Annotated in this window: 24 protein-coding genes; 18 read left to right on the forward strand and 6 right to left on the reverse strand. The window is 39.8% G+C overall.

The features are described 5' to 3' along the window. Positions 1–69 precede the first annotated feature (69 nt). From HMPREF2086_RS01700 to uvrB, 3 genes are read left to right on the forward strand one after another with little or no spacing between them, the layout of a single operon-like run. A complete protein-coding gene (locus tag HMPREF2086_RS01700) occupies positions 70–402 on the forward strand; it encodes a hypothetical protein (protein ID WP_023926995.1) in 333 nt (110 codons plus the stop codon). Next, positions 365–1,036, forward strand: coding sequence for a nucleotidyl transferase AbiEii/AbiGii toxin family protein (locus HMPREF2086_RS11110; protein WP_023926996.1), 672 nt, complete (start codon positions 365–367; stop codon positions 1,034–1,036). The genes HMPREF2086_RS01700 and HMPREF2086_RS11110 overlap by 38 nt, the downstream gene beginning before the upstream one ends. Next, the gene (uvrB, locus tag HMPREF2086_RS01710; RefSeq protein WP_023926997.1) at positions 1,036–3,150 is read left to right on the forward strand and encodes an excinuclease ABC subunit UvrB; all 2,115 of its coding nucleotides are present in this window, start codon (positions 1,036–1,038) and stop codon (positions 3,148–3,150) included. The genes HMPREF2086_RS11110 and uvrB overlap by 1 nt, the downstream gene beginning before the upstream one ends. Positions 3,151–3,303: 153 nt before the next feature. Here the strand turns inward: uvrB and HMPREF2086_RS01715 are convergent, their stop codons facing one another. Both HMPREF2086_RS01715 and HMPREF2086_RS01720 read right to left on the reverse strand, forming a co-directional pair. Beyond that, the gene (locus tag HMPREF2086_RS01715) at positions 3,304–3,864 is read right to left on the reverse strand and encodes an Rrf2 family transcriptional regulator (RefSeq protein ID WP_023926998.1); all 561 of its coding nucleotides are present in this window, start codon (positions 3,862–3,864) and stop codon (positions 3,304–3,306) included. A gap of 9 nt (positions 3,865–3,873) precedes the next feature. After that, positions 3,874–5,496, reverse strand: a complete 1,623-nt coding sequence (locus HMPREF2086_RS01720; RefSeq protein ID WP_023926999.1) for an MFS transporter — start codon at positions 5,494–5,496, stop codon at positions 3,874–3,876. Between the two features lie 276 nt (positions 5,497–5,772). Between HMPREF2086_RS01720 and HMPREF2086_RS01725 the strand changes: the two genes are divergently transcribed. From HMPREF2086_RS01725 to HMPREF2086_RS01785, 15 genes are all read left to right on the forward strand, one after another. Further along, positions 5,773–5,952 carry a UvrB/UvrC motif-containing protein gene (locus HMPREF2086_RS01725; protein WP_034560245.1) on the forward strand — a complete coding sequence of 60 codons (180 nt, stop codon included), beginning with the start codon at positions 5,773–5,775 and terminating at the stop codon, positions 5,950–5,952. 320 nt (positions 5,953–6,272) lie between these two features. Further along, entirely contained in the window at positions 6,273–6,515 is a 243-nt protein-coding gene (locus HMPREF2086_RS01730) for a hypothetical protein (RefSeq protein ID WP_023927000.1), read from the forward strand. Then, positions 6,487–6,642 carry a hypothetical protein gene (locus HMPREF2086_RS11330; protein ID WP_156921301.1) on the forward strand — a complete coding sequence of 52 codons (156 nt, stop codon included), beginning with the start codon at positions 6,487–6,489 and terminating at the stop codon, positions 6,640–6,642. The genes HMPREF2086_RS01730 and HMPREF2086_RS11330 overlap by 29 nt, the downstream gene beginning before the upstream one ends. A gap of 184 nt (positions 6,643–6,826) precedes the next feature. Beyond that, a complete protein-coding gene (locus HMPREF2086_RS01735) occupies positions 6,827–7,096 on the forward strand; it encodes a hypothetical protein (RefSeq protein ID WP_034560247.1) in 270 nt (89 codons plus the stop codon). Next, positions 7,093–8,598 (forward strand): type I restriction-modification system subunit M, encoded by a 1,506-nt coding sequence (locus HMPREF2086_RS01740; protein ID WP_023927001.1) that lies wholly within the window; start codon positions 7,093–7,095, stop codon positions 8,596–8,598. The genes HMPREF2086_RS01735 and HMPREF2086_RS01740 overlap by 4 nt, the downstream gene beginning before the upstream one ends. 106 nt (positions 8,599–8,704) lie before the next feature. After that, positions 8,705–8,833, forward strand: a complete 129-nt coding sequence (locus tag HMPREF2086_RS12285) for a hypothetical protein (RefSeq protein WP_023927002.1) — start codon at positions 8,705–8,707, stop codon at positions 8,831–8,833. 24 nt (positions 8,834–8,857) lie between these two features. After that, positions 8,858–9,889 (forward strand): PDDEXK nuclease domain-containing protein, encoded by a 1,032-nt coding sequence (locus HMPREF2086_RS01745; RefSeq protein ID WP_023927003.1) that lies wholly within the window; start codon positions 8,858–8,860, stop codon positions 9,887–9,889. Beyond that, positions 9,882–10,211, forward strand: coding sequence for a hypothetical protein (locus HMPREF2086_RS01750; protein WP_023927004.1), 330 nt, complete (start codon positions 9,882–9,884; stop codon positions 10,209–10,211). The genes HMPREF2086_RS01745 and HMPREF2086_RS01750 overlap by 8 nt, the downstream gene beginning before the upstream one ends. A 17-nt stretch (positions 10,212–10,228) precedes the next feature. Continuing rightward, positions 10,229–11,533, forward strand: coding sequence for a restriction endonuclease subunit S (locus HMPREF2086_RS11335; RefSeq protein ID WP_023927005.1), 1,305 nt, complete (start codon positions 10,229–10,231; stop codon positions 11,531–11,533). Beyond that, a complete protein-coding gene (locus HMPREF2086_RS01765; protein ID WP_023927006.1) occupies positions 11,530–13,749 on the forward strand; it encodes an AAA family ATPase in 2,220 nt (739 codons plus the stop codon). The genes HMPREF2086_RS11335 and HMPREF2086_RS01765 overlap by 4 nt, the downstream gene beginning before the upstream one ends. Beyond that, the gene (locus tag HMPREF2086_RS01770) at positions 13,736–15,082 is read left to right on the forward strand and encodes an ATP-binding protein (protein ID WP_023927007.1); all 1,347 of its coding nucleotides are present in this window, start codon (positions 13,736–13,738) and stop codon (positions 15,080–15,082) included. The genes HMPREF2086_RS01765 and HMPREF2086_RS01770 overlap by 14 nt, the downstream gene beginning before the upstream one ends. Then, a complete protein-coding gene (locus HMPREF2086_RS01775; RefSeq protein WP_023927008.1) occupies positions 15,079–18,321 on the forward strand; it encodes a type I restriction endonuclease subunit R in 3,243 nt (1,080 codons plus the stop codon). Before HMPREF2086_RS01770 ends, HMPREF2086_RS01775 begins: the two co-directional genes overlap by 4 nt. A 324-nt stretch (positions 18,322–18,645) precedes the next feature. After that, the gene (locus HMPREF2086_RS01780; RefSeq protein ID WP_232219087.1) at positions 18,646–20,007 is read left to right on the forward strand and encodes a cation:dicarboxylate symporter family transporter; all 1,362 of its coding nucleotides are present in this window, start codon (positions 18,646–18,648) and stop codon (positions 20,005–20,007) included. A gap of 17 nt (positions 20,008–20,024) precedes the next feature. Beyond that, positions 20,025–20,183 carry a hypothetical protein gene (locus HMPREF2086_RS11340; protein ID WP_156921302.1) on the forward strand — a complete coding sequence of 53 codons (159 nt, stop codon included), beginning with the start codon at positions 20,025–20,027 and terminating at the stop codon, positions 20,181–20,183. A 106-nt stretch (positions 20,184–20,289) separates the two neighbouring features. After that, a complete protein-coding gene (locus HMPREF2086_RS01785; protein WP_023927010.1) occupies positions 20,290–21,615 on the forward strand; it encodes a peptidoglycan DD-metalloendopeptidase family protein in 1,326 nt (441 codons plus the stop codon). Between the two features lie 570 nt (positions 21,616–22,185). Here HMPREF2086_RS01785 and HMPREF2086_RS01795 read toward each other — a convergent pair. From HMPREF2086_RS01795 to HMPREF2086_RS01810, 4 genes are all read right to left on the reverse strand, one after another. Continuing rightward, positions 22,186–22,998: an amino acid ABC transporter ATP-binding protein gene (locus tag HMPREF2086_RS01795; RefSeq protein WP_023927011.1), complete on the reverse strand. Its 813-nt coding sequence runs from the start codon at positions 22,996–22,998 to the stop codon at positions 22,186–22,188. A gap of 13 nt (positions 22,999–23,011) precedes the next feature. Further along, positions 23,012–23,680: an amino acid ABC transporter permease gene (locus HMPREF2086_RS01800; RefSeq protein WP_023927012.1), complete on the reverse strand. Its 669-nt coding sequence runs from the start codon at positions 23,678–23,680 to the stop codon at positions 23,012–23,014. A gap of 348 nt (positions 23,681–24,028) precedes the next feature. After that, positions 24,029–24,316 carry a helix-turn-helix domain-containing protein gene (locus HMPREF2086_RS01805; protein ID WP_023927013.1) on the reverse strand — a complete coding sequence of 96 codons (288 nt, stop codon included), beginning with the start codon at positions 24,314–24,316 and terminating at the stop codon, positions 24,029–24,031. A 68-nt stretch (positions 24,317–24,384) separates the two neighbouring features. Then, a complete protein-coding gene (locus tag HMPREF2086_RS01810) occupies positions 24,385–25,827 on the reverse strand; it encodes a COG3400 family protein (RefSeq protein WP_023927014.1) in 1,443 nt (480 codons plus the stop codon). Positions 25,828–25,862 lie beyond the last annotated feature (35 nt).

Here is a 25,862-nt window from a genome sequence, read left to right on the forward strand (position 1 = left end):
AAAATGCGCTTAAAAAAATCGCACACAAAAATGCTATAATTGCGCCTAAAAATTCTTTGGGAGCATAAAATGACAAAGGAACAAAAACTAGAAATCGCTAGCGAGATTTTGCAGACTTGCTATTGGGGTAATGTCTCATTTAGCCCACAAGATATTGTGGATTGTTGCGAAAATAAGAGCGATGCTAAACTTATCTTTAGTGCGATTTTTCAAAACTCAAATGATATGTTTAAGCATTTAAGCCTTATTGATACCGAGTGGGTAAAAGAGATGATTATCTCACAAAATCAGCGACTAGGATACCACAAACGCGACTTTTTAGAAGCACGATTAGATGAGCTAATAGCACGCTATGGGATAAAAAATGCAGGAAAAAGACGAGAAATATATCGCGTTGTATAAAACCCAAGATAAGATTTTAGAGATTGTCGCAAGAGAAAATCTAGGGCTTTATCTCACAGGTGGGACAGCATTGCAACGATTTCACTTTGATACTTATAGATATAGTGATGATTTGGATTTCTTTTTGCTAAATAATGGTGATAGCAACGCTAATGCAAAAGAATTTGGCACATTTGCACAATCACTAAAAAACAATGCCATAGATTTTAAAATCACTACACAATCGCCCTACTTTATGCAAGTCATCATAAATGAAAACAATCTTAAAGTGGATTTGGTAAATGATGTCGTATTCCACGAAGATGACTTCGTAAAGCTAGATAATGGCTTGATAATTGATAGCATTCAAAATATATTTGCCAATAAATTAGAGACTTCCATATCGCGCAATGAAGCTAGAGATTTATTTGATATTTATACTATGCTAAAATACACAAGCGTAAGCGTTTGTAAAGGATTTGAATTGCTTGGCAAAAAAACTAATATTATTCCAAACGATGTGATTAACAATATCAAACAAATAGAGCTAACCAAAATGGCGACTTTCAAAAATGTAACATTCAAAAACGATTCAATCCGTGATGATTTTGTGGCAAACTTCAAAGATTTGATAAATAAAAGGCTAACACTATAATGCAAACTAAACAAAGCAAAAAAAACACCACAAAAAACGCTGACTTAGGCAAGAAGTCGCTAGATTTACGCACTTCACCCACCAACTCAAACGATAAGCCACAACCCGCGCAAAATTTTACGCTAGAATCTTCCTACTCCCCCGCAGGAGACCAGCCACAAGCCATAGATAAAATCACGCGTAGCTTCAAAAGTGGCGCGAGATACGCCACACTGCTAGGCGTAACGGGCAGTGGCAAAACTTTCACTATGGCAAATATCATCGCTACGCTAAATATGCCAACACTCATAATGACGCACAACAAAACCCTTGCAGCACAGCTTTATAGCGAGTTTAAGGGCTTTTTCCCGCGCAACCGCGTGGAGTATTTCATAAGCCACTTTGATTACTATCAGCCCGAAGCCTACATTCCGCGCAGGGATTTGTTTATTGAAAAGGATTCAAGCATAAATGATGACTTGGAGCGACTGCGCCTAAGCGCGACTACTTCGCTTCTAGCTTATGATGATGTCATCGTGGTGGCAAGTGTAAGCGCAAACTACGGGCTAGGCAATCCTGCTGAATATCTCACAATGATTGAAAAAATACAAGTGGGCGAGTCGCGCAATCAAAAGGAGTTTTTAATCAAACTTGTGGATATGGGCTATACGCGCAATGACACGGCGTTTGAGCGGGGGGAATTTCGCGTAAGCGGGGAGGTGGTGGATATTTTCCCTGCGTATAATGAGAGTGAGTTTATCCGCATAGAGTTTTTTGGCGATGAGGTGGAGCAAATCGCGGTATATGAGGCACTCGAGCACACCAAGCTAAAAAGCCTTGATTCTTTTGTGCTGTATGCAGCAAATCAATTTATCGTGGGGGCAAATCGCTTGAGTGAGGCAATCGATGGCATTGAAAAAGAGCTAGATTTGCGTTTGTCAGAATTTAAAGCACAAGGCAAAGAGGTGGAGTATCAGCGACTAAAGGGTAGAACGGAGTTTGACTTAGAAATGATACGCGAATCGGGGATTTGTAAGGGGATTGAGAACTACGCGCGACACTTGACAGGCAAGAAGGCGGGGGAGACGCCTTATTGTTTGCTTGATTATTTTGAGCAAAAGAGAAAGCCCTACCTTGTCATAGTCGATGAGTCCCACGCGAGCCTGCCACAATTTGGAGGAATGTATGCGGGGGATAGAAGTCGCAAGGAAGTGCTTGTGGAGTATGGATTTCGCCTCCCTAGTGCGCTAGATAATCGCCCGCTAATGTTTGAGGAATTTATCGCTAAAGCCCCGCATTTTCTTTTCGTTTCTGCGACACCTGCCAAGCTAGAGATAGAGCTTAGCACGGAGCATATCGCCGAGCAGATTATCCGCCCCACAGGGCTACTTGACCCGCTTTATGAAGTGCGCGATAGTGGCAACCAAGTGCTTGATTTGCTCGATGAAATCAAAGCGCGTGTAGAGAAAAAGCAGCGCGTGCTTATCACCACGCTTACCAAAAAAATGGCAGAGGAGCTTACCAAATACTACACCGAGCTAGGCATAAAGACGCGCTATATGCACAGCGACATAGATGCTATCGAGCGTAATCATTTGATTCGCTCACTGCGACTTGGGGAGTTTGATGTGCTAGTGGGGATAAATCTTTTGCGCGAGGGGCTAGACTTGCCCGAAGTGAGCTTGATAGCGATTTTGGACGCGGATAAAGAGGGCTTTTTGCGTAGTGAAACAAGCCTAATCCAAACTATGGGGCGTGCCGCACGCAATATCGAGGGCAAAGTAATACTCTACTCTGCCAAAGATAAAAACGGCGAGCTTACTATCACGGGCTCGATGAAGCGGGCGTTTGAAATCACGGACTATCGCAGGGCAAAGCAAGAGACGTTTAATAAGGCGCACAATATCGTGCCAAAAAGCGTCTCGCGCAATGTCGAGCAAGAGCTAAAAATCGAGTCAAGCGGGCTATCACAGCTCTATGAAAGCGGGCGCAAAAAGGGCGCAAAAATCCCAAAAAGCGAGCGAGAATCCATAATAAAAGAGCTAAAAAAGCAAATGCTTGCAGCGGCAAAAAATCTAGAATTTGAAGAAGCAGCAAGAGTGCGCGATGAAATCGCCAGAATAAAGGCTATGTAAAAAGGCTATGTAAAAAAGCCAATGTGAGAAGCAGTGTAAAAAAGCTATGTGATTTTTGTAAAATCGAGCAAAAGGCTATGTGTGGGAGGGCGCGAGAGCGATACAAAATACTTTTTATAAACCCAAAAATTGAATTAAAAAACTTCAGTTTTGTTAGTCTATCTTGTCATCGAGTTCGCTTATGAGCTCGCTTAGAAGCACGGTTGAGAGGTAGGACTCTAGCACGGATTGCGCTTGTAAAAATCGTATATCCAAAATCCCGTGAATATGCTTGCCAAGCGGGCATAGTTCGTTTGGATTGGTATGAAATCTAAAGAGCTGATTTTGGCTTGCTTGAGATTTTTTAGCCTTGCTAGATTTTGTGGCCGTTTTGGCACTGCTATTTATCGCACTTGCTTGGGCTTGGCTAGATTTTGTGGATTGCACGGCGTTAAAAATATCTAGTAGGCTTATCTTGCTAGGGCTTTTGGCAAGCCTTGCTCCACTGCCTCCGCGCCTAGTTTCTATGAGATTCGCGCTTTTTAGCTGGGCTAGGATATTGCGGATTATCACGCTATGTGCGCCCACAGATTCTGCCAGAGCCTCGCCTGTCATAGGTTTGCAATGCCTTTTTTTGCTTGGTGGCTTTTTGGCATTTGACTCTGAATGCGCATCAAAAAACTCCAAACACATACAGATATGGATAGCGATACTAAAGCGCGATGGGATTTGCATTTTGCCCCTTTAATTTTTGGGTGCATTATACCGCAAAAACTTCCACACAAGCAAACTCAAAACCACACAAAAAACGCCCAAAATCCATAGTGTGTAAGAAAACGCGTTGATGAGATTTTGGCTAGCAAAATCTAGGCTAGATTGCGCTTGAGAGAGAAATAACGCCATTAGTGCGCCATATATGGCTACTCCTACTGCTTCGCTTCCTAGACGAAATCCATTTAGCACGCCTGCGGCAAAGCCACTTTTGGCTGACTCTACGCTACTAAGTGCGAGATTGTCAATCGCTCCTGCGTGCAAACCCATACCCACTCCTATGACAAGAAGCACGCAAGCCAAAGCCACAAAAAGTGCCACTCCACTTGCATATCGCAAAACTACAATGAGCACAAATAGCCCTAAGCTCATCATTAGCGACATTGCAAGGCTTAGGAGTTTTGGCGTGTTCGCGCTTTTTGAGCTTGCTAGAATTTTGCCTGCGATAATGGGGCAAAAGAGCATAGGAGCGGTAAGGAAAAGCATAAAAAGTCCAGAATGTGCAGCGGATAAATCAAATGTGCGCTGCAAGAAAGAGGGGAAATAAGTCAAAAGCACTACGAAGCTAAACCCAGCAATCACGCACACAAGCATATATCCTACAAATCTTGCATTGCTTAGCACGCTAAAATCTAGCAAGGGGAATTTGCCTTGCGCGTGCAAATATCGCTGCTGTGCTCCAAAGATAATGCCAATGATAACGCTAAAGGCTAAAATCCATAGTGTAGTAGGGCTTGAAATCTCGCTAATGCGCGTAATAAAAAGCATAAAGCTAAACAAAAAGCCTATAAACAAAATCGCACCAAGTGCGTCAAACGCAGGCTTTATCGCTTGCTCATCTTGCGTGGCTTTTTTATCTTTGGGTAGCACGGGGCTTAGAAGTAGCACCACAAAAAGCACGATAAAGTGAAAGGTAAAAATACTGCGCCAAGAAATATCAAACGAAATATCAAAAAAAGCGATAGAAACGCCACTAAAAAGCTCAATCAAAAGCCCTGAAATAGTGGGGCTAAGCGTGATACCAAGCCCTGCGGTAGTGCCAAAAAGCGCGAATGCTTTGGCTCGGTGCTTTTCATCAAAGGTTTTGACTAAGATAGACGCACCGCACGCAAACACGCTCGCCCCACCAAGCCCTGCAATCCCACGCGCAATATCAAGGAGGAGCAAGTTTAAGCTAAGCACAGAGAGAGCAGAGCCTATGAGGTAGAGAAAAACGCCTAAAATAAGGCATTTCCTCGCACCAAATCTATCGGCAAAAGCACCCCAAATAAGCGTGAAAGTCGCAAAGCAGAGATTGAAGTTATTGACTACCCACTGCAAAAGTGCGCTAAAGGTGGCTTGACTTTGGGAGGTATCGCGTGTGGGGATAAGTGTGCTTTGGGCGATAGCGTGGGTAGAATGCGTAATGTCGCTAAAACTTTGCGCGACAAACTCTAGCGCAATGGCTGTGCCAGAAATCGAGCTAGGCACGACAAACACGGCAAGCAAAATGGTAAGCAAGATAAGATTTTGCTTTGTGTGATTGGCTTGCGGGGACTGCTTATTTTGCTGATTTTGCGGGCTTTGTGGATTTTGTGGTTGGGTTGTGTTACTCATTGAGGTCTCCTTTGGTTTAAGATTGGAATATTTTTAGGGCGGTGCAATATGACACCATTATCCCATTGAATTGGGGTTGTTTTATCAAGTGTGATATTTGGCAATTGGGTAACTAATTCTTGCAATATAAGTTGTAATTCCAACATAGCTAAATGTTTCCCCATACAACTATGTTTGCCAGTTTAATTTCCTTTTTATTTAGTTTTATTGTAATGTGTTATATTATAATAAAACTAAAAAGTCAATAGTTTTTTTGCAGTATAACAATCAATATTAGTGAGCTTACTATCACAGCTCTATGAAAGCGAGCGCAAAAAGGGCGCGAAAATCCCAAAAAGCGAGCGAGAATCCATAATAAAAGAGCTAAAAAAGCAAATGCTTGCAGCGGCAAAAAATCTAGAATTTGAAGAAGCAACAAGAGTGCGCGATGAAATCGCTAGAATAAAGGCTATGTAAAAAGGCGAAGTTAAGAGCGCAAGAGCGATATAAAACGCGTTAGCGCAAAACACACAAAGCACAAAACCTAGCACAAACAAAATCCACAATCCAAAATTTTAAAGCAAGTTTTTTTATCTCTCTTTTTGCCCTAGCCACACGCTTTTAAGCGACTTTTTGTAAAACTTCTCCCAACCCTTTGCGACAAAAATTGCAACAAAAAATCTTGCAAAATATTCCTACGCATTTAAGATTCACTTTAGTTTCACATAGACAAGCCATAATTCTCTCACGCTAAAAGGCAAAGGACTTTTAGCGAATTTATTTCTAAGGAGCTTCAGATGAAGAGAAAAGTTGTCGTTGCACTAAGTGCTGTTTTGGTTGGCTCAAGTCTATATGCAGATAGTTGGCTAAAGGGAAGTGTCATCGAAGTAAAAGATGAGCAAAAAACCATAGTGGTTGATACTATCTATTCAGGTCCTATTGAGGTAAAAATTTTGCCTGATACAAAGAAAAAACTTGATGATTGTGGTTGGTTTAAAGAGAGAGAAGTTTGTGGATATAAAAATCGGCACATTTGTTAAGGTTGATGGGAATTATGCAAGCTATGCTATTCCTGCTGCCCAATCTAGCTCTCAAAGTGCTGTGCCACAAAATATGGCTATCGCTACAAAAGTCAAGGTAAAATGCAACCCGACTAAGGCTTACTAAAACTTTCAAGGGCGATTTGTCGCTATCTAAGGCAACGGCAAATCGCTTAGAGATTTTCTTTGGCAAGCACTACTAGCTTTGTAAGTGTCGTATTAAGGGGCATTGCAAAAATATTTAGCAGTGTTTAGCCATAAAAATGGTAGAGCGTTTGTGATAGTGATTTATCTAAACGCCCACACATTTTATGATTACACTTTACACCTCCACACTTTATGTCCATATACTTTGCCATAGAGTAAAATCCAAATACACTAACCTCGCTAGATTTTCTTGCAACCCCCTCATCACTTCACTTAAGCAAAACAAACTCATCAACGCTCTAAAAGCTATCGAGTGCAAAAATGAGATTTTTCGCTCACTCATTTTGCAAAATCAAGCCTTTTCAAAGGCGATTTTGGATACATTTACCACCGATGAAAAGTTTGCAAATTCTACACATAAGGACACACTATGAAAACCACCAAAGACACCATAAACACGATTGTTTGGAAAGCCTGTGATAGCTTTCGTGGCTCTATGGATAATAGCGACTACAAAGACTATATCCTTACAATGCTTTTTGTAAAATACCTTAGCGACTTTCACAAAGAAAAGCTAGAAATCTTACAAAAGCAATATAATGGCAACGCCGAGCGCATAGAATCAAAGCTCAAAAAAGAGCGATTTTGTCTTGATGAGAGTTGCACATTTGATTATCTACTAGCCCACAAAGAGTCATCAAATCTAGGCGAAATCATCAACACCGCGCTAGAAAAGATAGAGCGGGATAACGCCCAAAATTTAGAGGGGATTTTCCGTAGCATAGATTTTAATAACAAAAACAAGCTAGGCGATACCAAAGAGCGCAATGCCCTGCTAAAAAATCTACTAGAAGATTTTAGCGATTCGCGCCTTGACTTGCGTCCATCACACTTGGAGGACAATGACTGCTTAGGCGATGCTTACGAATACCTTATCGCGCACTTTGCCGAGAGTGCTGGGAAAAAGGGCGGTGAGTTTTACACGCCAAGCGCGGTTTCTACCCTACTAGCCGAGCTTATAGAGCCAAAGGACGGCATAAGCGTGTATGACCCTGCTTGTGGCTCTGGCTCACTACTTATCAAAGTCGCCAAAACTTTGAGCCACAAATACGGCGCACAAGGCAAAAATTTCAGGCTCTATGGGCAGGAGAAAAATGGACAAACTCACGCCCTTTGCAAGATGAATATGTTTTTGCACGAGATAAACGACTCCAAAATCGAGTGGGGCGATACGATTCGCAATCCTTTGCATACCACTTCGCCAAGTGCATTGCAGACTTTTGATAGAGTGGTGGCAAATCCGCCTTTTAGCCTTGATAAGTGGGGTGAGGAAGTCGCGCAAAATGACGCGTTTTCTCGTTTCAAATTTGGGATTCCGCCAAAAAGCAAGGGAGATTATGCCTTTGTGTTGCAAATGCTTGCTTCGCTAAATGAGAGTGGCACTATGGGCGTAATCCTCCCGCACGGCGTGTTATTTCGCGGGGCAAGTGAGGGCAAAATCCGCCAAAACCTAATCGATAGCAATTTGCTTCATTGCGTAATCGGGCTACCTAGCAATCTATTTTTTGGCACGAGTATCCCCGCGTGTATTTTGATTTTTAAAAAGCAAAGGCAAGATAGAAGTGTGCTATTTATAGACGCGTCCAAAGACTACGAAAAAGGCAAAAATCAAAACAAACTCACCCCCGCCCACATAGCCAAAATCCTAGACGCTTACAAAAAACGCCAAAATATCGCCAAATACGCCCATCTAGCCACTTATGAGGAAATCAAAGCAAATGAGTATAATCTCAACATTCCGCGCTATGTGGATAGCTTTGATGAGGAGGAGATTATCGATTTGGGCGCGACAAAGGAAGAAATAGCACGACTTGAAGCGGAATTAGCACGAATCCAAAAGGAAATGAATGGCTACTTAGAGGAGCTAGGGCTGTGAGAGGGATTATCGTGTCATTGCGAGATTTTTTGTGTGCGAAGCGCGTGAAATCGTGGCAATCCACAAGGTAGCATAGGACAAAAAGCACAATAAAAAGGATAGAATTATGAAAATATATAGAAGTCAAAATCAAGCAGGACTAAATCAAAATAGCCCAAAGCGTCCTCCCCGCAAGGGAGCACCCGCTATTCATAGCGGTAAGACCTTTGGGCTTAGATTGGCAATTATAATATAAAAAACTTAAAGGAATTATGCAAAAATGAAAAATCTCATTTCACAAAACGCCGATTTCAAGCACTTCGTAGAGGAAATCAAATCCAAAATCCACTCCGCCCACGCATTCGCACTAAAAGCGGTAAATAAAGAACTCATCGCCCTTTATAGCGACATAGGCAAAATCATTGTCCAAAGGCAAGAGAAATTTGGCTGGGGCAAAAGTGTGGTGGAAAGTCTATCAAAAGAATTGCAAAGCGAGATTGAGGGATTAAGCGGATTTAGCCCTCAAAATTTATGGAATATGCGACAATACTATCTTACTTACAAAGATAATGAAATTCTCCAGACACTGTCTAGAGAAATCTCGTGGTCGCACAATGTGCTTATTTTTCAAAAATGCAAAGATGATTTGCAAAAAGAATTCTACATAAAATCCACGCTCAAATACGCTTGGAGCTATCGTATGCTAGATAATCACATAGATAATCAAACTTACGAAAAATCCCTTTTATCACAAAATAACTTCAAATCCACACTACCACAAAATCTATCCGCCAAAGCTACTCTTATCTTAAAAGATGAATATACATTTAACTTTTTGTCCCTAAATGACGAGTATAGTGAGCGTGAGCTAGAACTCGCCCTTATAAAGCAAGTGCGTGAGTTTCTCACACAAATGGGAAGTGAATACGCCTTTATGGGCAATCAATACAAGCTAGAAGCAGATGGGCAGGAGTTTTTCATCGATTTGCTTTTATATCACAGAGGGCTAAAATCTCTAATCGCCATAGAGCTAAAAATAGGCGCATTTAAGCCAGAATACGCAGGAAAGATGAACTTTTATCTATCTTTGCTAAACGACAAAGTGCGCCTAAATGACGAAAATCCCAGCATAGGCATAATCATCTGCAAAGATAAAAGTAAAACCATAGTCGAATATGCGCTAAAAAACACTACTCAACCCATAGGCGTAGCCACCTACACACTTACAAAAACTCTGCCAAAAGATTTAGCCAAGCGACTGCCTACACCAAAAGAGATAGAAAAGAAATTGCAAGGATTTTTTGATGAATGAAAAACACATAAATAAAAGTCTTTGCGAGAGCGATTCGACCAAAAAACCCCTCCCTTGCGAAGTGGAATCCCAAATAAGCCCCCTTTTGCGTGAAGCAGAATCCAAAAGCCCCCTCCCTTGCGGAGGGGGTTTGGGGGTGGGTATAATCCCGCAAGGCTACAAGCAAACAAGCATTGGCATTATCCCGCAGGATTGGGAAGTGGTGCGCTTGGGGGAAGTTTGCAGAACCACTATGAATCAAATGCGAAAATCCGTCATTGCGAGGCAGTGGCAAAGCCACAACGAAGCAATCCACAAATCAGCTAATATAGATTTGCAATGATAAATTAAGGTATTAAAATGAATCAATACTCAAAAATTAAATTTAGTGAAATTGCAAAATTAAGATATGGCAAAGAGCATAAAAATCTCAAGAATGGTGCAATTAAAGCATTTGGTAGTGGTGGAGTGATAAGATTTGTAGATTCCTATATTTATGATAAAGAATCTGTTTTGATTCCAAGAAAAGGCAGTTTAAATAATATTTTTTATAGCGACAAACCTTTTTGGGTTGTTGATACTATGTTTTACACAGAAATAAACTCGCAAAAATGCTTTCCAAAATATCTTTACTATTATTTTACAACCATTGATTTTTTGTCTTTAAATTCATCTTCGGCAATTCCTAGCTTGACAGCACAAATTATCAATGAAATCCAAATCCCCCTCCCGCCATTAAAAGAGCAGGAGAAAATCGCGCGGATTTTGGGCGTGTGGGATAGTGCGCTTACCACACTTGCAAATCTCATCAAAGCAAAGCGCAAATACAAAACCGCTCTTATGCAACGCCTCCTCACCCCACCTCGTTATACCGCCTCTTGTCATACTGAGGGCGTAGCCCGAAGTATCCAAAAAGATGATTTGCAAGGCAACGATATTTGTTTGGATTCTTCGCTTTCTACGAAAGCTCAGAATGACAAAGAGAAAAATGCCGAGAATAGCAGAGAAATAAGCTCACAAAATGACAAGGAAAATACGCATAACGACAAAAAGAAGATTCGCGAATCGTCCTTGCGTTTTGCTGGATTTGGCGATAAATGGCAAGAATTTCGACTTGGGGATTTATTAAAGGAAAAAAATATAAGAAATGCAAATAATGTAAATTTGGTTCTTAGCGTTACAAATAAGCAAGGTTTTGTAGCGCAAAAAGATTATTTTGAACAAGAAGTTGCAAGTAATGATACAAGCAATTATAAAGTAGTTTGTAGGGGTGAATTTGCATATAATCCTGCTCGTATAAATGTAGGCTCTATTGCAATGCTTGAAAATTTTGAAAATGGAATTTTAAGCCCTATGTATATTGTTTTTGAATGTTTAGAAAAAATCAATAAAGATTTTTTTAGGTATTGGTTAGAAAGCCATAATTTTAGAGGAATTTTGGGTAGATATTTATCTGGTAGCGTGAGAGAAACTTTGTCATTTAACGATATGAAAACGATGAAAATTTTTATCCCCACACTTGCCGAGCAAAAGAAAATCGCACAAGTGCTAAGCGCGTGTGATAAAGAAATAGAAACTTTAAATTTAAAGTTTGAGTGCCTAAAAGCGCAAAAAAGGGGACTTATGCAGCAACTCCTAAGCGGAAAGGTAAGGGTAAAAATATGATTACAAAGATTGCACTGCAAAATGTGGCAAGTTACAAGGAAATAGCCGTTTTAGAAACAAATAAATCTATCAATTTGATTTATGGCTTAAATGGTGCAGGAAAAACGCAAATTGCTAATTTTTTGCAAAATCAAATGGAGGAGCAAAAGAAACAAGGGTTTGAGGATTGTGCATTAGAGGGGTTAAATAATGAAAAAATTTTAGTTTATAATCAAAACTTTGTTGAAGCAAATTTTTATGCAAAAGATAAACAAAAGGGTATTTTTACTTTGGCAAAGGAAAATGTCGAAGCGGAAAAGGAATTGGAGCAAAAGCAAAAGATTTACGAAAATTTAACAAAACAATTACAGGCCAAAAATGATGAAATAGAGAAATATAATAATGATTTATTGACTGATAAAAGTAAGATTATTGATAAAGTTTGGGAAATAAAAACAAAATATCAAAGTGATTTTGAGCAGTTTTTTAAAGGACATATTGGAAGCAAAGAAGTCTTTGCTGATTATTTTATGGATACAATTTTTTCAAATAATGATTACAAGCAAGAATCGAGCGTAGCCATTGATGAACTTAAAGATACATATAAAAAGCTAAGCGATAAGAAAGTGAGCAAATTTGAACATATACCATTAGTAAATATAGATGAAATTTTGGCAGTAGAGAGGGAAAATATTTTTGGTGAAGCGATAGTTGGAAATGATGATAGTGTTTTGGCTAGTCTTATAAATCAGCTGGGCAATGCTGATTGGGTAAAGCAAGGGGAGCGATATATAGAACACTCTAATAATAAATGTCCATTTTGTCAAAATGATATTACAGATGATTTTAAGGGATATTTGAAAGAATTTTTTAATGATGAATATGAGAAAAATATTGACAGATTAAAAGAATTACAAGGAAAATATAATGAGTTATTAGGGAAAATTCCATCTATGGATACATTTTTTAGAGGAGATATTTTAGAAGCAAATAATAGCGAATTTAAACTTTTGTATGAAAATTTGATACAAAATATCAAAAACAATGTGAATGTGATTGCCGATAAAATAAGAGAACCAAAAGAGCAAAAGAATCTTATTTTATCAAAAGAAGCACTAGATAAACTCAACCAATTTTTATCAAACAAACAACAAGAAATTGAAAAAGTTAACAAAATGATAGATGATAGAAAGAATGAAATAAAAAATATGGAAAAACCATTTTGGCAAAATGTATGTTTTGAGTTTAAAGGATATGTGGAATCGTTTTATACAAATAAAGAAAAAATAGAGAAAAATAAAGCGAATCTAAACAAAGCAAAAAATGAAGTACAAGAAAAAATCAATAAGACAAATGATAATATCGTAGAGCTACAACAAAAAAGCGTAAATATAGATAGAGCAATCGAAACAATCAATGAATATTTAAGAGATCTTGGCATTGTAGATTTTTATGTCAAAAAAGATGAACAAAGCGATGATTGTGCGATTGTAAGAAGTGAAGATGATAAGCCTTGTTTTAAAACTTTGAGTGAGGGTGAAAAAACACTTATTGCTTTTCTTTATTTTTTGCAACTTTGTCAAGGCAAAGAGAGTAAAAATGAAACGGACTTTAAAAAAATCATTGTCATAGATGACCCTATTTCAAGTCTGTCTTATAATTATGTCTTTGATATAGCCCAACTTATCAAAAATATATTTTTTGAAAAAACAAAAGAATATGTCGAGCAGATTTTTATACTTACTCATCATTTATACTTTTTTCACGAACTTATAGGATACAAGGAAAGCTATAAGGACAAGATTAGAATGTTTAGAATTTACAAAGGAGAAAATAATCAGTCTTGTATAGAAACGATAGGAAAGGAAAGTGTAGTTAATGAATATGAGGCATATTGGCAGATTTTGAGAGACTATAAAAAGAATGGCGCAAACAAATATATTATCCCAAATGTGATGAGAAATATTTTGGAGTATTTTTTGGGATTTGTAAGAAAATCTAAAATTGATATAGTTAAAGAGTTGGCAGAAAGTCAAGATAGTGCGAGATATAAAGCCTTTTATAGATATATAAATCGAGAATCGCATTCTTTCATAAGTAATATAATTTATGAAAAAGATTTTGATGAAAATATATTTTTTGAGGCATTTGAAAAAGTTTTTGAGTTAATGGGGCATAAAGAGCATTATGATAAAATGATAATTCAACAAGCAGGAGAGCAAAATGCCACAGAGTAAAGAATCTCAAAGCGTAGAATTTAAGCGGATTTGGAAAGATGAGTATATCAAGTGGATAAGTGCTTTTGCTAATAGCGAGGGTGGCACACTCTATGTAGGGCGTGATGATAGTGGCGAAGTGCTAGGAATCAGCAATGCCAAAGATTTGCTAAGCACAATCCCAAATAAAGTCCAAAGTCTGCTAGGCGTAGTGCCAAGTGTGAAATTGCATAAAGAAAAAGGCAAAGAATATCTAGCCATAAGCGTGGAGCACTATCCATATCCTGTGAGCTATAAAGGAGGGTATTTTGTCCGTAGTGGCAGTAGTGTGCAGGAGCTAAAGGGCAGTGCGCTTGATAAGTTTTTGCTAACCAAACAGGGCAAAAGGTGGGATAGTGTGCCAAATGTGCATTTAAAATTTAAAGATTTGGATAGCTTGGCGTTTGGGGTGTTTAGAGATAGAGCAAGTAAGAGAAAAAGGCTAAATGATGGGTTAGTAGATGAAAGCGATGAGGGACTGATAGAGAAGCTACACTTAAAAGATGGCGAGTATTTCAAACAAGCTGCTACGCTACTTTTTGCCAAAGAACCGCAGAAATATATCACAGGAAGCACGATAAAAATAGGCTTTTTTGAGTCAAATAGTGAGCTACTCTACCAAGATATTGTCGAGGGAAATTTATTTGCACAAGTGGATAAGACAATGGAGCTGGTATTTAGCAAGTATCTTAAGGCGATGATTTCGTATGAGGGAGTGCAACGAATCGAACGCTACCCTGTGTCTGAACTAGCATTTAGAGAGGCTCTCACAAATGCGGTGGTGCATAAAGACTATGCTTTGGGCTTTGACATACAAATAAGCGTATATAATGATAGGCTTATGATATGGAATGCTGGGGATTTGCCACCGCATTGGGATATACAGACACTTTTGCAAAAGCACTCATCACAGCCATACAATCCTACGATAGCTTATCCGTTTTTCTTAGCTGGGTATATAGAATCGTGGGGAAGGGGCATAGAAAAAATCATCGATGAATCTAAGAGATTTAATGGCATTATCCCGCAATTTAGGTGGCAAAATGGGCTTTGGGTGGAATTTGTGTTTAATGAAAAAATGGATATTGGGTTGGTTGATGGGTTGGGTGATAAGTTGGGTGATAAGTTGGGTGATGTGCAAAAAAATATCATCAATCTTATGTCAAAAAACCCAAAAACTTCCATTACAGCCCTTGCAAAAGAGCTAGATATAAGCACCACAGCGATAGAAAATCATATAAAAGCACTCAAAAATCAAGGGCTTATCAAGCGAGTAGGTAATGCCAAAAGCGGACATTGGGAGATAGTGCGATGAGAAGTCAGCTAGACATCACAAGTGAAAATGCCTTGCAAAGCCAATGTATAGAGCTTTTTAAGGCTATGGGGTATGAGTATATCCCTCCACAAAAAGCACTAAGTATGCGGGGCGATGACACAAGCGAAGTGCTTTTGCGCGAGATACTAGAGGAGCGACTAGGCGCGATAAATAGCTTTGAAGTGCGCGGGGAAAGGCATAGATTTAGCCCCGCAAATATCACTAAGGCGATAAATGAGCTAAGGGCTGGGTTTGGTAGCGAACTGCTACGCATAAATGAAAAATTAAGCGATAAACTCACTCTTGGCACTAGCTTTGAGGAGAGCATAGAGGGTGTGAAAAAGAGCTTTTCACTGCGCTATATAGACTTTGAAAATCCTAGTAATAATGTATTTAGCGTGAGTGATGAATTTAGCGTTAGGCGATGCAAGAGCGATAAGATAGGCGATGATGAGAAGCATAGACGCGCTGATATAGTGCTATTTATAAACGGAATCCCGCTTGTAATCATCGAGCTAAAAAAGTCCTCACGCAGCTATGAGCTAGGCATAAAACAGCTTGAAATGTATCAAAATGAGATTCCAAGCCTTTTTGCCACTGCGCAGATATGTATAGCGGGGAGCTATGAGGCAAAATATGGCACGATAAAGACGCCACGCAAATTTTATAGCCTGTGGCGTGAGGAGGATTCTAATCTAGATTCGCAAGGTGGTTTGAATCGCGAATCTAGAGAAAATCTAAGCAAAGATTCTAATCTAGATTCGAGAGGTGATTTGCAAAGTGGGCTAAAAGAAAATTTGCAAGAGAATTTCGATTTTAGCATAAAGCGCAAAATCCACGCACTTATCCCGCATAGAATCCCCACAAAACTAGATGAGACTTTGATAGCTCTGTGCAATAGAGAGCGAATCTTGGAGCTAATGAAGCACTACATACTTTTTGATAAAGGGATAAAAAAGATTTGTCGCTATCAGCAGTTTTTTGCGATTAAGCGGATTTTGGCTCGGGTAGGGGTGCTAAGCGAGGGTAAGCGCAAAGGTGGGCTTATCTGGCACACGCAAGGTAGTGGCAAAAGCCTAACGATGATAATGCTTACAAAGCTACTCAAAAGCACATATCCGCAATGTAAGGTTATCGTGGTAAGTGATAGGGTGGATTTGGATAGGCAAATCACCAATACATTTGCAAACACGCAAATCAAAGTCGCCCAAGCCAAAAGCTCAAAAGACTTGCTAGATAAGCTAAAAGGTGGCGCAAGTGTGATAACCACACTCGTGCATAAATTTGAAAAGCTAAAATATGCTAATGGTGGTGGCAATGCAAGTGCGGATATTTTTGTGCTTGTCGATGAGTCGCACCGCACACAAAGTGGGGAGCTACACCGAGCGATGAAAAAGACTCTGCCAAATGCGTGCTATGTGGGATTTACAGGCACGCCTTTGATGAAAAGTGAGAAAAACAGCTTTGCGAAATTTGGCGGGGAAATCCACCGCTACACAATCCAAGAAGCGATAAATGATGAAGCGGTGCTACCGCTAATGTATGAAAGTAGGCTTGTAGAGCAGGATATAAGTGATAAGGACGCGCTAAATTTGCGATTTGACATCATCGCGCGAAATCTTAGTGATGAGCAAAAAGCGGATTTGCAACGCAAATGGGTGCAATTCCAAAAAATCGCTTCAAGTGAGAATCGACTATTTCTAATCGCCCAAGACATAGCACAACATTTTCACCAAAATCTGCAAGGGCAGGGCTTTAAGGCGATTTTGGCGACAAACTCCAAGTATGAAGCAATGCGCTACTATGAGATATTTGAGGAATACACCGAGCTAAAAAGCGCACCTATCATATCAAGCAATGAGCAAGAGGGATTTGAAAACGAGCGCAAAGACTTCGTAGCAAAGTCTTGGAAGCGCGTGGTAGAAAAATATGCAAGTGATGAGGAGCGATATATCAGCTATGCCAAAGATGAGTTTATCTGTGGCGATGAGGTGGAGCTACTCATAGTCGTAGATAAGCTACTTACAGGCTTTGATGCGCCACACGCAAAGGTGCTATACATTGACAAAAGCCTAAAAGAGCATAATCTACTCCAAGCCATAGCGCGGGTAAATCGCCTTTGCGAGGGCAAGGATAGTGGTATAATTATTGATTATCGTGGATTGTTAGGGGATTTGGATAAGGCTTTGAGTGATTATAATCCCTTGAATGGCTTTGATGAGGGGGATTTGACAAATGCGGTGATTGACATAAAAGAAGCACTAAATACGCTAAAACGCGCTTATGATGAGCTGACTAGGATTTTTGCGGGGGCTAATGAGGGGGACAAAGAAAGCTATATCGAGATTTTAAAAGATAGCGAGAATCGAGCGAAGTTTAGGGAGAATCTTTGTGAGTTTTCACGCGCACTTTCTATGGCACTAGGTAGTGAGCAAATCACTCAAATGCTTAGTGAGAGTAAAATCGTGCATTATAAAGCAAAGATAAGGTTTTATAACGAGCTACGCAAGGAAATCAGCATAAGGCTTTGTGAAGCGTGTGATTTTGGTGAGTTTGAAGCGCAAATGCAAAATCTGCTTGATAAATTTGTAAGTGCTAGGGGGATTAACAAACTTGGAAATATACCAAATATCTTTGATGATGACTTTGAAAAGCAAGTAACAAAGCTACTAAATAATGATGACATAAAAGCAAGGGCAGATAGTCTGCTAAGTGCGATTTCTAATGCGATAGAAGAGAAGCTAAAAACCAATCCAGCCTTTTATGCAAGTCTAGCCCACCAAATAGAATCCATACTCAAAGACTATAAAGAAAAGCGAATAAATGATGAGCAAAAGCTAAATCTAGCAAGGCAAATGCACCAAAAACTACTAAGCAAATCTATACAGCAATCCTACCCCGAAAAAATCGCACAAAAAGAAAGCCTAGTGGCTTTTTATGATAATCTCTATGAGCTTTTGAGTGGGGCATTTGAAAGTGTGCCAAAAGAGAAGTGTAGCCAAGATGAGTTTATAGAAGTGATAGAAAATCTAAGCCTAAAAGCTGATGAAATCTACACAAGGTTTTGCAAAAAACCGCAGTGGTTTGATAGCAGTGAAGTCAAAAATAGCATAGAGAGTGAGCTAGAAGACATCGTGTGGGGGATAGAGGATAGATTCGGCGTGAAAATAGAGGACTTTGGCAAAATCTGTGAAGTGCTAAGAAATATCGCGGTGGATAAGTATGCTAGCATTTTGTAGATTTTATGGACACTTTGACACAGCGCAAATGGCAAAAAGCGTAAAAATCTCTAATAAATAAATTTGATTGTCTAAGATTTGCAAGTGTTGATTGTGCTTTGATAGAAACATATCATTTTAAAAAGAGATTATCTTAAGCCTATATAAATTTTTAAGATTTTGTGAATTTTTGTTGATTGTTTTGGTAAAAAGCCTATAATCGTATATACGATTTTGTGTTTTCGCGCATTTACGCGCTAAAAAAAAGTTTGCTTTGAATACAAAACTAAGGGGTAAAAGATGCTAACTAAAAATCAAGGAAGTGGCTATAAGCAAAAGCAGCAAATGAGCAAGGGCATTGCTAGAAGCCTTGTTTTTTGGGTGTTTATTGGCATATTTTTGGGCGTGGTGTTTGGAAGTATCGGTAGCTTTTATGAGCCAAACGCACAAAATAGCGCATTTATCACATTTTTCCACGATTTTAGCATAGCAAGCAAAGCCTACACCATAGACCCCTTTATCAAAGGGCTAAAGCTCCTTATGGGACCTATCATATTCCTCACTATCATCACGGGAATCACGCGTCTAGAGGACTTAAAGACGCTAGGGAGCTTGGGACTAAAGACACTGATTTATTTTGAGGTGGTTAGCACTTTCGCGCTTGTGATTGGCGTGCTTTTTGGCGAGCTGATTAAGCCCGGACACGGAATGCACCTCAAAGTAGAATCTCTTGATTCTGGAGATGTGGCTGGATATATCGCGCAAGGAGAGGGTATGCCAAGTAGTGCGAGTGGCGAGATTTTGCACATTTTAAAAACAGCCATTCCCCACGACCCTATCACGCCATTTGTTGAGGGCAAAATCCTGCAGGTTTTGGTTATGGCGTTGTGCGTGGCAATTGTGCTAAGTTTCACAAGCCCTGCGATAAAAGAAAAGGCTTTAGGCTATCTAGAATCTATGCAGGAGACATTTTTCAAAGTCCTAACCGCGCTTATTTGGTATTCGCCATTAGCGACATTTGGGGCTATGGCATTCCTCATCGCAAAGTTTGGGTTTGCCTCCATAAGCGGTATGGCTCAATTACTTCTCACTATGGCAGCAGCGGTGCTTGTGTTTATATTTGTGATTTTGGGGTTTATCTGCCTGCTTGGCAAAATCAACATATTTAAGCTAATGCGCTTTGTGTATAGGGAGGTGCTAGTTGTGTTTGCCACAAGCTCTAGCGAGACAGCACTCGCCCCGCTTATGCGCAAGCTCGAGCACGCGGGAATCCAAAAAGCAAGCGTGGGGCTAGTGATGCCTGTGGGGTATAGCTTTAATTTGGACGCGACAAATATTTACCTAAGCCTAGCTGTGATTTTCCTCTCCCAAGCCTTTGACATTCCTATCACTATCGAGCAAACTATCACGCTCATCATAATCCTAATGATAAGCTCAAAAGGCGCGGTGGGCGTAACGGGCAGTGGGTTTATCGTGCTTGCAGGCACACTCTCTGCGCTGACTATGGGTGATGGCTCACACATTATCCCCGCTGTAACGGTGGCTGCGATTTTGGGAATCGATAAGTTTTTAAGCGAAATGCGAAGTGTGGGCAATCTCTGCGGGAATGTCGTAGCGTGCGTAATGGTGAGTATCTGGGATAAACGCGTGGATATGGAGAAGTTTAAATACGCGCTGGATAATCCTAACGAGTTTAGGGTGTTTTAAGGGAGTGGCTAGATTTTTTGGGTTTTATACAGTCAAAGTTTTTCACACAAAATCTTTTGTGCGAAATCATAAAAAGCAAAATCTGCAAGCACTTCACACACTGCAAATACACTCCAAATGCTACTAAATTTCGCGCAAAAATATCTAAGCAAACGCATAATAAGCAAGCAGGGTAGATAAAATCTATATATTTGGTTTTTGTGGGTAGAATATGCCTTTTGCTTTTCCTACAAATCTTATAAACACAGAAAAATACCCCAAAAATCAAAAAAAAGAGAAAAAATGCTTAGTGATTTTGTGAGAAAATCTGCTAGAGATTTTTCGTGCGGAGTTTTGGCTAGATTTATTAGCATAGCTAGGATTTTGCTACTATTTTTTGGCTTTGCTAGTGCGAGCTTTGGTGCGGTGGGAGAGAGGCTAGCTTGGGCAAATGGACTTACACTGCTGGGGTTTTTTGAGCAAAACCTTATCCCTATAAAACTTTACTACAATCTCCCCGCGCAAGATAAAGAGCTAACCGCAGAAGTCAAAGCAGGTGCGATATACTACACGCTTAGAAATGATGAGGGGGATTTGCTCCACGCGCTTATCCCTATAAGCAATAGCGCGCAAATCCATATCTACAAACAAAAAGATGAATTTAGGCTAGATTTTATCCCCATAGTTTCTTTCAAAAAAGAGCAGATTTTGACACTCAAGGTGCAAGTATCGCCCTACATAGACATCATAGAAGCTACCAAAGACAAAGTCCTAGCGGGCGAGTTTTCTAACATTTTTGCGAGAAGCCCTGCTACGATTATGCACAAAGATGATAAGCTCTCTATTTTGTATGAGCGAGATTATCGCTTGGGTGAGACATTTGGTAGCCCTGATATTCGCGCAAGTATGATAGAGGTGGCAAAAAAACCGCTTTTTGTGTTTCAATACACCAATGGCAACTACTATGATTCAAACGGCAAGGAAATGGCTGGATTTCACTTTATGCCACCTGTGAGCTATACGCGCATTTCTTCGCGCTTCTCACTAGGGAGGAAGCACCCTGTGCTAAAGATTGTCCGACCGCATTATGGGGTGGACTATGTGGCGAGTGCTGGCACGCCTGTGCGAGCGACAGCAGCGGGCAGGGTAGTGTTTGCAGGGGTGCGCGGAGGCTATGGCAAAGTCATAGAAATCGCCCATAACGGCGGAATCAAATCCCTATACGCACACCTAAGCTCCATAAACATACGCACAGGAGCGCAAGTAAAAGCTGGCACATTTATCGGCAAAGTCGGTTCTACGGGCTTAAGCACGGGGGCGCATTTGCACTTTGGGCTATATAAGCTAAATCAGCCAATAGACCCACTAAAGAGAATCCGCACGGTAGCAAGCGAGCTAAGTGGGAGAGAGAAAGAGAAGTTTTTGCAGCTAGCAAAGGGACTGCAAGAGAGGGTTTTGAGTGTGGCACAAAGCGTGAGGTTTGAAAATGGGGAGAACTACGAGCTATTTAGCAAGGATTTTGTAGGAGAATCTAGCGAGGCAAGCGAAATAAATGAGGAAAGTGAAGCAGGTGAGATAGCCCAAATAAGCGAGGGTGAAATATCCCAAGCAGCGCAAAAGACAGAGTAAAATAGCGCGTGAGAAATGAAAAAGCTATCTTGCAGACTTAAGCAAGTTAGCTTTGGTAGTCGTATTTTATGTGGAATTTGTGAAGCAAAATCTAGTGAGGATTCTATGTTTTATGGAGATTTGGAAGTATGAGGAGAAGTAGAAAAGCTCATTATTTTGGCAATATGAAATGGATTTTATCTAGAAAATAACGAAGCGCAAAAAGCAAAATCCATACAAATCAATGCTTTATGCAGATAAAGGCAGTGGCTATGAAGTGGCTTGCAAAATATATGAGAAAATCAAAGAAAAAAGCCAAAACCAACTTGCAAGAAAAATATAATTTTGCAAAATAAAGTGGCGCAAGAAGCGAATTTGTATCAAGCTATTTTTGGGATTTGGCTAAAGATAAAATCTACAAAATGCTTGCTAAAAATATCTATCAAAACCCACCAAAATATCCACCACCAAATTTACACAAAATGTTTCAAATCTAAAATCTTAGCTAGATTTATGCTGATTTGGCACTAGGACAAATGGCTAGCACTCGCTATAAATCGCATATAAATACACGATTTTGCTATATTTTGCCTATCCTTTTTTTGGCTTAAAATCAAAACTTTGCAAAAACTTCTGCGCACGGGGGGTTTTGGGATTTGTAAAAAATTCATTTGGGCTATCTTCTTGCTCTATTATGCCATTATCCAAAAACACGATTCTATCGCTTACCGCTTTTGCAAACCCCATTTCGTGCGTAACTATCATCATTGTTTTGCCCTCATCTGCGAGATTTAGCACGACATCTAGGACTTCGCGCACCATTTCAGGGTCTAGCGAAGCAGTGATTTCATCAAGCAATAAAATCTTTGGCTTCATACATAGTGCTCGCACAATCGCTACTCTTTGTTTTTGCCCACCGCTAAGTGTTTTGGGGTAGGCTTTTTGGTATGATTGTAGTCCTACGCGAGCTAGCAAGGCGAGCGCTTCATCTAGCACTTCTTTTTTGTCTCTTTTTTGGACTTGGATAGGGGCTAGAGAGATATTTTCCTCCACGCTCAAGTGAGGGAAAAGCTCATAGTTTTGAAATACCATACCGATTTCTTGTCGGATTTTACTCCAATTTGTTTTTGTGGATTTTGTGCTAGATTTGTCGGAGTATTTGCTAGATTTTGGGCTATTGCTCCCTTGAGTGATTAGGTGAGATTCTAAGTAGATTTTGCCCTCATCAAATGCTTCTAGCCCGTTTATGCACCTAAGCAGGCTTGACTTGCCACAGCCACTAGGTCCTAGTAGGCAAAGCACTTCTCCTTTTTGTAGCTCTAGATTTATGCCCTTTAGCACTAGGTGTTTGTCATAAGATTTTTTTAGGTTTTGTATTTTTAGAATCGGGTTTGTTTGACTCATTGATTCTCCGTATTTAGTAGCTTTTTGATTCTAGCTTCTTGGCATAGCGACTTAAGCAATAGCACAGCACAAAGTATAGACACAAAATCAAACCATATATGATAAAGGGCGATTGTGGCAATGCGCGGTTTGCTTCGATGATTTGCCTACCTACTTGCAAAATATCGCTAATGCCGATAAAAAGCACAAGAGAGGTGGTTTTTATCATTCGGGTAAAAAGATTGATAAGAGAGGGCAAAAGTCGCTTAAACGCTAGAGGAAATATGATAAAAACTTGTATCTGCAAGGTAGTGCAACCTAATGCTAGCGCACTTTGTCTATAATGGCTATCTATGCTACTAAGCGCACCTCGCACCAAATCCCCCATCTCTGCACTTCCCCAAAGGCTAAATGCCACAATCGCCACAGCATAGTTTGTGATTGATACATTTAGCATCTGTGGTAGCCCAAAATACAGCACATACAGCAATGCCAAAACAGGAATAATCCGCATAGATTCCAAATAGCACTTCATCATTAAACGCACTAGATAAAATCTACTCATCATCGCTAGCCCCACTACACTGCCTAGCACGATAGATAGTGCGATACTTACAAAAGCGATAGAGAAGCTAACCCATAGTCCAAGCCCTAGTCTATGCAGGGTAGGAAGCGTAAAAAGTGTGCTAAGTGTTTCAAACATTGTATATAACTCTTTGTGTAGCGTTACTTGGATTTATCGCCTTTAGCGATAAAATAGACATAAAAACAAGCGAAATTGTATAGTATTTGAGAGGTTTTCAAGTAAGATTTTGGATAAATTTTGTGTGCGTGAGATATGGAATGTGAGATAAGGCGTGCCACATAAGTGCAAAAGAAATTGCAAAAAATTGCAAAAAATTGCAAAAACTTACAAAAAAAGTCGCAAAACAAATTATAAGATACACATAAGAGAAATGCAAGATAAGCGTAAGATAAGTAGCAAGACTAGATTTACCCTAGTGCTTTAGTATTTCAAAAATGCTTTAGCATTTGATAAAAGGCTAGAAATCTAGCCTTTCATTTTCACTCCCTCAAAAAACTCCTTTGCATCTATGCCAAGCACGGAAGCGATTTTTAGTAAATGCTCGATATTGAAATGCTGTCCTTTGTGGTGTATCTCTGCGCAAGATACCACGCTTACGCTTTTGTGTCCTATGGCGGCGGATAGCTCAGCTTGTGTTAGTCCTGCTTGCTCTCTAGCTTTTTTGACATTTTGCCCGATAGTTTTGTGCGCGTTTTCTAGGAGTATGTCTTGGAGTGTGTCTTTGGCAGTGCGCTCTAGGGTGTGTTTTTTCAAATTCTCTCCTTGTAGTGTAGTATGGCAAAAATCTCTTAGCTTTTAGCTAAAATCTAAATCACAAAAATCTAGCTACTTATCGGCACTAATAGCTGTGGGTGTCTATCCAAAAACACCGATAACCGCTCGATTTTGGTAGAAAACCCTGCAAAAAATCTGCTTTTTGTTATGCACTCTTCAAATGGCAAAAAGTGCAAGCGCGATTGCTTGAGCTCATTTAGGTAGAATATGGGGTTTTTGTTCTCCGTCTTTATGAAGTCGATTTTTGCTTCAAAGCTCTTAGCAAGTGCTGCGTAGTCTTTTATAATGTCTTCTTGGTGGAGTGCGTCTGGGTCGAAGTCATACACTTCGATTTGCATTTTTATTTGCGCAGATATATCAAAGATGACTGAAGAGATATTTTCGCCTTTGTTCATCTGCTGATTTAGCACTACAAAGCAGGTTTTTGCTTCTTTTAGATTTTCTTTGGCACTCTTTAGCACGGGAGAGTTTGTCCTAAAAAGCGCGGCTCGATTGCTTCTTTTGCTAAAAATCTTTTCCCCTACAAATATAAGCCCGATTTTTTTCTCACTATCTATGCTAAGTCGTTGCCTAAAACTTAGATTTTGATAATCAAAGATAAGGCTAATGCTAGAATCCTTTTGACACATTTTTTTTATCTGTGAGATTGTGGCAAAATCTCTAGGGTGCAACACATTGACAAAAAGTTTTGTAGAGCGGATAGAGGAGTGCAGATATATCGCCTCATCAATCTCTTTTAGGATAGATTGGCTACTTTGCACTCTCATATCTACATACACATATATGTCGCGTCCAAATGGCGAGGGGAATTGCCCTATGTCAGATTTTATCTGCTTATAAAGATTGTTTAGGGCTTTTGGCTCTCCTGCAACAAGCATAATGTCTTGGGGCTGCACCACAAGTGAAAAAGTCGCCAAAATCAGCTCATCTTGGCGATACACACCGATGATTTTGAAGTTTTTTTGCTGTATAGAGCCGATATGCCGATAGGCAAAAAGACTTCCAAAAGGCACGCCAATCTCCATAATCTCGCCTTTGCCAAGCCCAAATCCACGCGGGATAATCGGCACATTTGGTAGTCTAGAGATGAATTGAGAAGCTACTATATTTGTCTCATCGATAAATATGGCTTTGTCATCTCGCTTTTGCAATACTTTCTCGCTAAAGCCGTTTTTTAGCGTAACGATTCTAGAATCCTTGCAGAGTTTTTTGCAGATTTTAAACACAGCTTGCTTTTCTTCTACGCTCTCGATAATGATAAAAACATTGCTAATCTCGGCTTTTGAATGCTCTATAAGCACTTGCTCTAGATGAAAAGATGAGGTGTAGTCAAACTCATAGCAGCTAAACGCGCTTGGGATTTTGGGAGGGAGGAGGCTAGAATCTTTTGTTATGACTATGTATAAGTTGTTGCTAAAGTATTTTTGCAATGTGGTTTCTAGGAAATTTTTTGCTACAATTCCATCTAAAATCAACACGACTTTTTTCAAAACTTTTATCCTTATATCTTTTGCATTTTGATAGG

The sequence above is a fragment of the Helicobacter macacae MIT 99-5501 genome (assembly GCF_000507845.1).
Classification (GTDB): Bacteria; Campylobacterota; Campylobacteria; order Campylobacterales; family Helicobacteraceae; genus Helicobacter_B; species Helicobacter_B macacae.